This window comes from Streptomyces sp. NPDC058291, assembly GCF_042880855.1.
In the GTDB taxonomy this organism is placed as follows: Bacteria; Actinomycetota; Actinomycetes; order Streptomycetales; family Streptomycetaceae; genus Streptomyces.
On sequence record NZ_JBHVYK010000149.1, the window covers coordinates 1 to 9797 of the forward strand.

7 protein-coding genes and 1 pseudogene are annotated in these 9797 nt (G+C 71.3%); 3 read left to right on the forward strand and 5 right to left on the reverse strand.

All coding sequences use genetic code 11. The annotated features are described in order from the left end of the window. Together ACFVYK_RS37160 and ACFVYK_RS37165 are read left to right on the forward strand one after the other, a co-directional pair. Positions 1–605 (forward strand): annotated as a pseudogene (locus ACFVYK_RS37160) (glucose-6-phosphate isomerase); the annotation flags it as partial. A 107-nt stretch (positions 606–712) separates the two neighbouring features. Next, positions 713–1600, forward strand: a complete 888-nt coding sequence (locus ACFVYK_RS37165; protein ID WP_389781157.1) for a hypothetical protein — start codon at positions 713–715, stop codon at positions 1598–1600. A 34-nt stretch (positions 1601–1634) separates the two neighbouring features. Here the strand turns inward: ACFVYK_RS37165 and pgl are convergent, their stop codons facing one another. Genes pgl through tkt form a run of 5 tightly spaced genes read right to left on the reverse strand, consistent with a single transcriptional unit; the run spans position 1635 to position 8387 of the window. Next, complete coding sequence (gene pgl, locus ACFVYK_RS37170) at positions 1635–2417, reverse strand: 6-phosphogluconolactonase (RefSeq protein WP_389781158.1); 783 nt, start codon at positions 2415–2417, stop codon at positions 1635–1637. Continuing rightward, positions 2414–3625: a glucose-6-phosphate dehydrogenase assembly protein OpcA gene (opcA, locus tag ACFVYK_RS37175; RefSeq protein WP_389781159.1), complete on the reverse strand. Its 1212-nt coding sequence runs from the start codon at positions 3623–3625 to the stop codon at positions 2414–2416. Before opcA ends, pgl begins: the two co-directional genes overlap by 4 nt. Next, positions 3622–5145, reverse strand: coding sequence for a glucose-6-phosphate dehydrogenase (gene zwf, locus ACFVYK_RS37180; protein ID WP_389781163.1), 1524 nt, complete (start codon positions 5143–5145; stop codon positions 3622–3624). The genes opcA and zwf overlap by 4 nt, the downstream gene beginning before the upstream one ends. 3 nt (positions 5146–5148) lie before the next feature. Further along, positions 5149–6267 (reverse strand): transaldolase, encoded by a 1119-nt coding sequence (gene tal / locus ACFVYK_RS37185; protein WP_389781160.1) that lies wholly within the window; start codon positions 6265–6267, stop codon positions 5149–5151. A gap of 32 nt (positions 6268–6299) precedes the next feature. After that, on the reverse strand, positions 6300–8387 hold the full coding sequence (gene tkt, locus ACFVYK_RS37190) for a transketolase (RefSeq protein ID WP_389781161.1): 2088 nt from the start codon (positions 8385–8387) through the stop codon (positions 6300–6302). 356 nt (positions 8388–8743) lie between these two features. Here tkt and ACFVYK_RS37195 point away from each other — a divergent pair, with 356 nt between their 5' ends. Next, a complete protein-coding gene (locus ACFVYK_RS37195; RefSeq protein WP_389781162.1) occupies positions 8744–9697 on the forward strand; it encodes a heme o synthase in 954 nt (317 codons plus the stop codon). Positions 9698–9797 lie beyond the last annotated feature (100 nt).

The following is a 9797-nucleotide window of genomic DNA, read 5'->3' on the forward strand; positions in this document are numbered from 1 at the left end:
CGGCGTACCTGCAGCAGTTGGACATGGAGTCCAACGGCAAGTCGGTGGACCGCGAAGGCCGGCCGGTGCACTGGCAGACCGGCCCCGTGGTGTGGGGCACGCCCGGCACCAACGGACAGCACGCCTACTACCAGTTGATCCACCAGGGCACCAAGCTCGTCCCGGCCGACTTCATCGGCTTCGCCGAGCCGCTCGCCGGGCTGGGCGACGAGCTCCGGGCACAGCACGACCTGCTGATGGCCAACTTCTTCGCCCAGACGCAGGCGCTGGCCTTCGGCAAGACCCCGCAGGAGGTGCGCGCGGAGGGCGTGCCCGAGGAACTGGTGGCCCACAAGACGTTCCGGGGCGACCACCCCACGACCACGATCCTCGCCCGCCGGCTGACCCCCTCGGTGCTCGGCCAGCTCATCGCCCTCTACGAGCACAAGGTGTTCGTGCAGGGCGCGGTGTGGAACATCGACTCCTTCGACCAGTGGGGCGTGGAGCTCGGCAAGGTCCTCGCCAAGCGGGTCGAGCCCGCGCTCACCGAGGGCGCCGAGGTGCCCGGGCTGGACGCCTCCACCCGGGCCCTGGTCGCCAAGTACCGGGAGCTGCGCGGCCGGTAGCGGCACGGGCCTGAGCAAGCCCGCCGAGGGGGACGGGCGGCGCGTCGCCGCCCGTTTCCCGTAGACTCCACGGCGATCATGAGACCGAGGGCTCGGGGGAGCACAACGTGACCAGTGCACGCAGGAGTTGGACCGACGGCTCGTTGACCGTGGGCTCCTTCCTCAGGCCCCATCAGGTGGCGCGCGCGGTGTTCCACCCGGCGTGGATACCGCCCTCGCTCGATCCGACGGTGGAGAGGCTCAAGCGGGTCAGGGTCGTCGCGGGGGCGGTGGCGGCGGTGGGCGTCTACACCTTCGTCGAGGGCGGTTTCGCCGTCGACGAGATGGTGGAGAACACCGCGATCGCGTCGGCGGTGCTGTTCTTCCTCACCCCGCTGACGGTCGGCGCGATGCTGTTCGTCTGGCGGCGCACCGGCGCCCTGCGGCAGCTGAGGACGCCTCTCGTCGACGCGTTGAAGCTCCTGCTGCTCTTCATCGGCTGCCTCATGGCGACCGTGGGGACCTTCCGGGCGAGCGAGATGGTGGGGCTGGTCCCCAAGCTGCTGCTCTCCCTCGTCGGCCTGTGGCTGGCCGTCTTCGTGACGGCGGGCGCCCTGCGGCTGTCCGGCAACTTCTTCGGCACCGCCGCCGTGCACCGCTGCCTGCCGCCTCTGCTGGCCACGGTGACCACCTGGCTGATGGCCGTCCCCGACCTCGTCACGGGCGACCTGCACGGACTGAGCCTCACCCTGGGGGTCGTCTTCATCCTGGGCGCCCCGCTGACGGTCACCGCCATCGCCCTGGTGGAGACCAGTCGGCTCAAGCGGCGCTACGGGATCCGCCTGGCGGCCCACCCGGCGAGCCTGCCGCCGGCGCCCGCGCCGCTCCGGGTCCCGCCGCCGGGAAACCCCTATGGCCCCCCGCCGGGCGCCCCTCGCACTCCGGCCGCGGGACATCCCTACGGCCCGCACGGCGCCCGTCAGCCCCGGAACGGCCGGAACCCGTACGGCCGTTGACCGTACGGGTTCCGTGCGGAGACGAGCGACCGCGTCAGGCGGACGCCGGCGGGTACAGCGACCTCGGCAGCCGGGACGCGGCCGCCGAGTCCAGCAGCCACAGCGTGCGGGACCGGCCCCGGGCGCCCGCCGCCGGGGCCTGGATCTCGCCCGCGCCGGACAGGGCGATCGCCGCGGCCTGCGCCTTGTCCTCGCCGGCCGCGAGCAGCCACACCTCGCGCGCGGCCCGGATCGCCGGGAGCGTGAGGGTGACCCGGGTCGGCGGGGGCTTGGGCGCGCCCCGGACGCCGACCACCGTGCGCTCGGTCTCCCGCACGGCCGGCAGCTCGGGGAAGAGCGAGGCCACATGGGTGTCCGGGCCGACGCCCAACATCAGGACGTCGAAGGCGGGCACGGCGCCGTGGTTCTCGGGGCCGGCCGCGCGGGCCAGCTCCTCGGCGTAGGCGACCGCGGCCGCCTCCACGTCCGTGCCGTGCGGGCCGTCGGACGCGGGCATGGCGTGCACGCGCTCGGGATCCACCGGGACGGAGTCCAGCAGGGCCTCGCGGGCCTGCGTGACGTTGCGCTCCGGATCGCCCTCGGGCAGGAACCGCTCGTCGCCCCACCACAGGTCGAGGCGGCTCCAGTCGACGGCGTCGCGGGCCGGCGCGACCGCGAGCGCGGCGAGCAGACCGTTGCCGTTGCGGCCGCCGGTGAGGACCACGGACGCCTGGCCCCGGGAGGCCTGGGCGTCCACGATCTTCGTGATCAGACGGGCCGCCGCGGCCTGCGCCATCAGCTCCTTGTCGTGATGCACGACCAGCTGGGGGGTGCTCACTGCGGCTCCGCTTTCCTGACCGGCGGCATCTGCGCCGGAGAGGGCCGTTCGGCGTCGCCCTGACTCGGGGGGACGGCGGCAGCACGAGCCGGTTCCGACGCGCGGTCCGTGGCCGCCGGTTCCGACGCGCGGTCCGCGGCGGCCGGTTCCGACGCGCGGTCCGCGGCGGCCGGTTCCGACGCGCGGTCCGCGGCGGCCGGTTCCGCCACTGTCCGGACCGGGAGGGCCGGCGTGGGCTGAGCGGCCGCCGCGGCCCGCTCCGCCTCCCGCTCCGCGGCGGACTGGCCGCCCAGCCGGTCCACGCCGAACCGCAGGGCGGAGGCGTAGGTGTCGTCGGGGTCGAGCCTGCGCAGTTCCTCCGCGAGCAGCTCGGACGTCTCGCGGCGCTTGAGCGCCACCGCGCGGTCCGGCTGGCCCGGCAGCGCCAGGGTGGCCATCGCGCCGTCCGAGCGGTGCAGCGTGATCGGGCCGCCGGTGGTCTCCATCCGGACCTGGGTGAGACCGGGACCGGCCGAGACCGCACGGCGGACATGGACGTGGAGGCGGTCGGCGAGCCACATGGCGAGCAGCTCGACGCTCGGGTTGGCCTCCTCGCCCGCCACTTCGGCGGAGACGATCTCGCAGCTCACCTGGTCGAGGGCCGCGGCCAGCATCGAGCGCCACGGGGTGATCCGGGCCCACGCCAGGTCGGTGTCGCCCGGCTCGTAGCTCTCGGCGCGGCCCCGCAGCTCGTTGATGGGCTTCTCGGCCGCGTAGCTGTCGGTGACCCGGCGCTGGCCCAGGGCGCCCAGCGGGTCGCCCGCGGGGTCGCGCGGGGCGTCCACCGACCACCAGACCACCACCGGCGCGTCCGGCAGCAGCAGCGGCAGCACGACCGACTGGGCGTGGTCGGACACCTCGCCGTACAGCCGGAGGATGACCGTCTCACCGCTGCCGGCGTCCGCTCCCAGCCGTACCTCGGCGTCGAGGCGGGACTGGGTGCGGCCGCGCGGAGAGCGCGAGACGCGCTTGATGACCACCAGCGTGCGCGAGGGGTGCTCGCGCGAGGCGTCGTTGGCGGCCTTCAGGGCGTCGTAGGCGTTCTCCTCGTCCGTGACGACGACGAGGGTGAGCACCATGCCGACGGCGGGGGTGCCTATCGCGCGCCGGCCCTGCACCAACGCCTTGTTGATCTTGCTGGCAGTGGTGTCCGTGAGGTCTGTCTTCATGGCCGACGCCAGCTCCGTCCGTCTCGCTCGAGCATCTGGTCGGCCTCGACGGGCCCCCAGGTGCCCGACGGGTACTGCGCGGGCTTGCCGTTCTTGTCCCAGTACTGCTCGATCGGGTCGAGGATCTTCCAGGACAGCTCCACCTCTTCCGTGCGGGGGAAGAGGTTCGAGTCGCCCAGCAGCACATCGAGGATGAGCCGCTCGTACGCCTCGGGCGAGGACTCCGTGAAGGACTCGCCGTAGGCGAAGTCCATCGACACGTCCCGGATCTCCATGGAGGTGCCGGGCACCTTGGAGCCGAAGCGGACCGTGATGCCCTCGTCCGGCTGGACGCGGATGACGATCGCGTTCGCGCCGAGCTCCTCTGTGGCCGTGGAGTCGAAGGGGGAGTGCGGGGCGCGCTGGAAGACGACCGCGATCTCGGTGACCCGCCGGCCGAGGCGCTTGCCGGTCCGGAGGTAGAACGGGACGCCCGCCCAGCGGCGGTTGTCGACCTCCAGCTTGACGGCCGCGTAGGTGTCGGTCTTCGACTTGGGGTCGATGCCGTCCTCTTCGAGGTAACCGACGGCCTTCTCGCCGCCCTGCCACCCGGCCGCGTACTGACCGCGCACGGTGGCGAGGCCCAGGTCCTTCGGCAGCCGCACGGCGCCGAGCACCTTGGTCTTCTCGGCGGCCAGCGCGTCGGCGTCGAAGGCGGCGGGCTCCTCCATGGCGGTGAGGGCCATGAGCTGGAGCAGGTGGTTCTGGATGACGTCCCGGGCGGCGCCGATGCCGTCGTAGTAGCCGGCCCGGCCGCCGATGCCGATGTCCTCGGCCATGGTGATCTGCACGTGGTCCACGAAGGACCGGTTCCAGATCGGCTCGAACATCGTGTTGGCGAAGCGGAGCGCCAGGATGTTCTGGACGGTCTCCTTGCCGAGGTAGTGGTCGATGCGGAAGACCTGGTTCGAGCCGAAGACCTCGTGGACGACCTTGTTGAGTTCCTCGGCGGAGGCGAGGTCGTGGCCGAAGGGCTTCTCGATGACCGCCCGTCGCCAGGAGCCGTTCTTCTGGTCGGCCAGTCCGTGCTTCTTCAGCTGCTGGATGACCACCGGGAAGGAGCGCGGCGGCACCGAGAGGTAGAAGGCGAAGTTGCCGCCCGTGCCCTGCGCCTTGTCGAGCTCCTCGATGGTCCCGCGCAGCCGTTCGAAGGCCTCGTCGTCGTCGAAGGTGCCCTGCACGAAGCGCATGCCCTGGACGAGCTGCTGCCAGACCTCCTCGCGGAAGGGCGTGCGGGCATGCTCCTTGACCGCGTCGTGGACCTCCTGCGCGAAGTCCTCGTGCTCCCACTCACGGCGGGCGAAGCCCACCAGCGAGAAGCCCGGCGGCAGCAGACCCCGGTTGGCGAGGTCGTACACGGCGGGCATGAGCTTCTTCCGGGACAAATCGCCCGTGACGCCGAAGATGACCAGGCCCGACGGCCCCGCGATGGGCGGGAGCCGTCGGTCGGCGGGGTCACGCAGCGGGTTGCTGCTCGACAGAGTTCAGCCCTCCGAGGGGGCGAGGCGCTGAAGCTCCGCCTCGGTCGACTTGAGCAGGTCGTTCCAGGACGCCTCGAACTTGTCGACGCCCTCGTCCTCGAGCAGCTGGACCACCTCGTCGTAGGAGATGCCGAGCTTCTCGACGGCGTCGATCTCGGCGCGGGCCTGCTCGTAGGTACCGGCGACGGTGTTGCCGGTGATCTGCCCGTGGTCCTCGGCGGCGAACAGGGTCGCCTCCGGCATGGTGTTCACCGTGTTCGGCGCCACCAGGTCGTCCACGTACAGGGTGTCCTTGTAGGCGGGGTCCTTCACGCCGGTGGAGGCCCACAGCGGACGCTGCTTGTTGGCGCCCGCCTTCTCCAGCGCGGCCCAGCGCTCGCCGGCGAAGACCTCCTCGTACGCCTGGTAGGCGAGCCGGGCGTTGGCCAGGCCCGCCTTGCCGCGGGCGGCCTTGGCCTCGTCGGTGCCGAGCGCGTCGAGCCGCTTGTCGATCTCGGTGTCCACGCGGGACACGAAGAAGGACGCCACCGAGTGGATCTTCGACAGGTCCAGGCCGCGCTCCTTGGCCTGCTCCAGGCCGGACAGGTAGGCGTCCATGACCTGGCGGTAACGCTCCAGCGAGAAGATCAGCGTGACGTTGACGCTGATGCCCAGGCCGATGACCTCGGTGATGGCCGGCAGGCCGCCCATCGTGGCCGGGATCTTGATCAGCGTGTTGGGGCGGTCGACCAGCCACGCGAGCTGCTTGGCCTCGGCGACCGTCGGCTTGGTGTGGTGCGCCAGGCGCGGGTCGACCTCGATGGACACCCGGCCGTCCTGGCCGCCGGTGGCGTCGAAGACCGGGCGCAGGATGTCGGCGGCGTCGCGGACGTCCGCCGTCGTGATCATGCGGATGGCCTCTTCGACGGTGACCTTGCGGGCGGCGAGGTCCGACAGCTGCTGGTCGTAGCCGTCGCCCTGCGAGATCGCCTTCTGGAAGATCGACGGGTTGGTGGTGACGCCCACGACGTGCTGCTGGTCGATCAGCTCGGCGAGGTTGCCGGACGTGATCCGCTTGCGCGACAGGTCGTCCAGCCAGATCGCCACGCCTTCCTCGGAGAGGCGCTTGAGTGCGTCTGTCATGGAATTACATCTCCTACGGTCGTGTGTGAGCGTCAGCGCTGGGCGGCGGCGAGGGATTCCCGGGCCTTCGCGGCCACGTTCTCGGCAGTGAAGCCGTACTCCTGGAAGAGGACCTTGCCGTCGGCGGAAGCACCGAAGTGCTCCAGGGAAACGATGCGGCCGGCGTCCCCGACGTACTTGTGCCAGGTCAGACCGATACCCGCCTCGACCGCGACGCGGGCCCTCACGGACGGGGGCAGGACGCTGTCCCGGTACCCCTGGTCCTGCTCCTCGAACCATTCCACGGACGGCATCGACACCACGCGCGTGGGGACGCCGTCGGCTTCCAGCCGCTCGCGCGCCTCGACGGCGACGTGCACCTCGGAGCCGGTCGCGACGAGGATGACCTCGGGCGTGCCCGTGGAGGCCTCGAACAGGACGTACCCGCCCTTGGCGGCGTCCTCGTGGGGCTCGTAGGTCGGCACGCCCTGGCGGGTGAGGACGAGACCGTGCGGGGCTCCCTTGCCGAAAACCTTCGTCCAGCGCTTGAGGATCTCGCGCCAGGCGATCGCGGTCTCGTTGGCGTCGGCCGGGCGGACCACGTTCAGGCCCGGGATGGCGCGCAGCGACGCGAGGTGCTCGACGGGCTGGTGGGTGGGGCCGTCCTCGCCGAGGCCGATGGAGTCGTGCGTCCACACGTACGTCACCGGGACGTGCATCAGGGCGGACAGCCGGACGGCGTTGCGCATGTAGTCGGAGAACACCAGGAACGTGCCGCCGTAGACGCGGGTGTTGCCGTGCAGGGCGATGCCGTTCATCTCCGCGGCCATGGAGTGCTCGCGGATGCCGAAGTGCACGGTGCGGCCGTACGGGCTGGCCTCGGGCAGCGGGTTGCCCTCGGGGAGGAACGACGACGTCTTGTCGATCGTCGTGTTGTTCGAGCCGGCGAGGTCGGCGGAGCCGCCCCACAGCTCGGGGATGACCGCGCCGAGCGCCTGGAGCACCTTGCCGGACGCGGCACGCGTGGCGACGCCCTTGCCGGGCTCGAAGACCGGGAGCTTCTCCTCCCAGCCGGCGGGCAGCTCGCCCGCGGCGACGCGGTCGTACTCGGCGGCGCGGTCGGGGTTGTTGTCCCGCCACTGCTGGAAGGACTTCTCCCACACGGCGCGGGCCGCCTGGCCGCGCTCCAGGGCGCCCCGGGTGTGGGCGATGACGTCGCCCGCGACGTCGAAGGTCTTGTCCGGGTCGAAGCCCAGGACGCGCTTGGTGGCCGCGACCTCGTCGTCGCCGAGGGCCGAGCCGTGGGCGGCCTCGGTGTTCTGCGCGTTCGGCGCGGGCCAGGCGATGATCGAGCGCATCGCGATGAAGGACGGTTTGTCCGTCACCGCCTTCGCGGCCTCGATGGCGTCGTAGAGGGCCTGCGGGTCCAGGTCGCCGTCGGGCTTCGGGGCCACGCGCTGCACGTGCCAGCCGTAGGCCTCGTAGCGCTTGACGGTGTCCTCGGAGACGGCCGTCTCGGTGTCGCCCTCGATCGAGATGTGGTTGTCGTCCCACAGCAGGATCAGGTTGCCGAGCTTTTGGTGGCCGGCCATCGAGGACGCCTCCGCGGAGATGCCCTCCTGGAGGCAGCCGTCGCCGGCGATGGCGAAGACGAAGTGGTCGAAGGGCGACTCGCCCTGCGGGGCGTCCGGGTCGAACAGGCCGCGCTCGTAGCGGGCGGCCATGGCCATGCCCACGGCGTTGGCGACGCCCTGGCCCAGCGGGCCGGTGGTCGTCTCGACCCCCGTGGTGTGGCCGTACTCCGGGTGACCCGGGGTCTTCGAGCCCCAGGTGCGGAACGACTTCAGGTCGTCCAGCTCCAGGCCGAAGCCGGCCAGGTACAGCTGGGTGTAGAGGGTCAGGGACGAGTGTCCCGCGGACAGCACGAAGCGGTCACGGCCGACCCAGTCGGCGTCCGCCGGGTCGTGCCGCATCACCTTCTGGAAGAGGGTGTACGCGGCAGGCGCGAGGCTCATCGCCGTACCGGGATGGCCGTTGCCGACCTTCTGTACGGCGTCGGCGGCCAGGACGCGGGCGGTGTCCACGGCCCGCTGGTCCAGCTCGGTCCACTCGAGGTCTGTGGTGGTCGGCTTGGTGCTCACCCTGGGTCAGGGCTCCTCTCCACATGTCACGCATGTCGAATGCCGGTGCACGCGGCGCCCACCGGCCTTTGTCGAGCCTACCCCCGTGAGAACGCGCATTTTTTCGAGTCGTTCCAGACTGCCGGGAGGATCCGTGATCCGCCTCCCGACCGGCGTGTTCCCCGGTTAGGCAAGTGAATACGGAGCCGCTCGTACGAGTGCTCAACGGAGTGCCGTCCGGCTCTTACGGGGGCGCCGTCCAACACGACCCCACCCCCGCGAATGTCGGGGTATGGGCAACGTCTACAGTGGCGTGGTACGCGCGAGCCCTTACGGGGAGTTCACACTCCCGGGCTTGCTGGGAGTCTCTGTCAGGGGTGTGCGTGACGGCCGTTGAATCCCGTCCAGTAGGGATCGTCGGGACGAGCCGGAGCCCGAGCCGGCGGCCGGTCGGGGCCCGGGTGAAGGCCTTCGTGGCGCTGACCAAGCCGCGGATCATCGAACTGCTGCTGATCACCACCGTCCCGGTGATGTTCCTGGCGCAGCAGGGCGTTCCGGACCTCGGACTGGTGCTCCTGACCTGCCTCGGCGGCTATCTGTCCGCGGGCGGCGCGAACGCCCTGAACATGTACATCGACCGCGACATCGACGCGCTGATGGACCGCACCTCGCAGCGGCCGCTGGTCACCGGGATGGTCAGCCCGCGTGAATGCCTCGCCTTCGGCATCACCCTCGCGGTGGGCTCGACCCTGTTGTTCGGGCTGACCGTGAACTGGCTGTCGGCCTGGCTCGCCCTCGGCGCGCTCCTGTTCTACGTGGTCGTCTACACGATGATCCTCAAGCGCCGCACCTCGCAGAACATCGTCTGGGGCGGCATCGCCGGCTGCATGCCGGTGCTCATCGGCTGGTCCGCGGTCACCGACTCGCTGTCGTGGGCCCCGGTCGTCCTCTTCCTCGTCATGTTCTTCTGGACGCCGCCGCACTACTGGCCGCTCTCCATGAAGGTCAAGGACGACTACGCGCGCGTGGGCGTGCCGATGCTGCCGGTCGTCGCCTCCAACAAGGTCGTCGCCCGGCAGATCGTCCTCTACAGCTGGGTGATGGTCGCCGTCTCGCTGCTCCTGCAGCCGCTGGGCTACACCGGCTGGTTCTACACCGCGGTCGCGCTGGCGGCGGGCGGCTGGTGGCTGTGGGAGGCGCACGGGCTGCAGACGCGGGCCAAGGCGGAGGTCACGGGCGGCAAGCTGAAGGAGATGCGGCTGTTCCACTGGTCCATCACCTATGTGTCGCTGCTGTTCGTGGCGGTCGCGGTGGACCCCTTCCTGCGCTGACGCCTTCCGTACGGCCCGACGGCCGGGGTGCGTGGTCAAGGCCACGCACCCCCGCCCGCGCCGGTGCGCCAACCCGTCGGTAGCATCCGGGCCCTGGCCG

Bases quoted from the DNA above. Each gene is read 5' to 3' on its own strand.
- tal (WP_389781160.1), bottom strand. From the start codon at position 6,267: ATGACAGACGCACTCAAGCGCCTCTCCGAGGAAGGCGTGGCGATCTGG.
- opcA (WP_389781159.1), bottom strand. From the start codon at position 3,625: ATGAAGACAGACCTCACGGACACCACTGCCAGCAAGATCAACAAGGCG.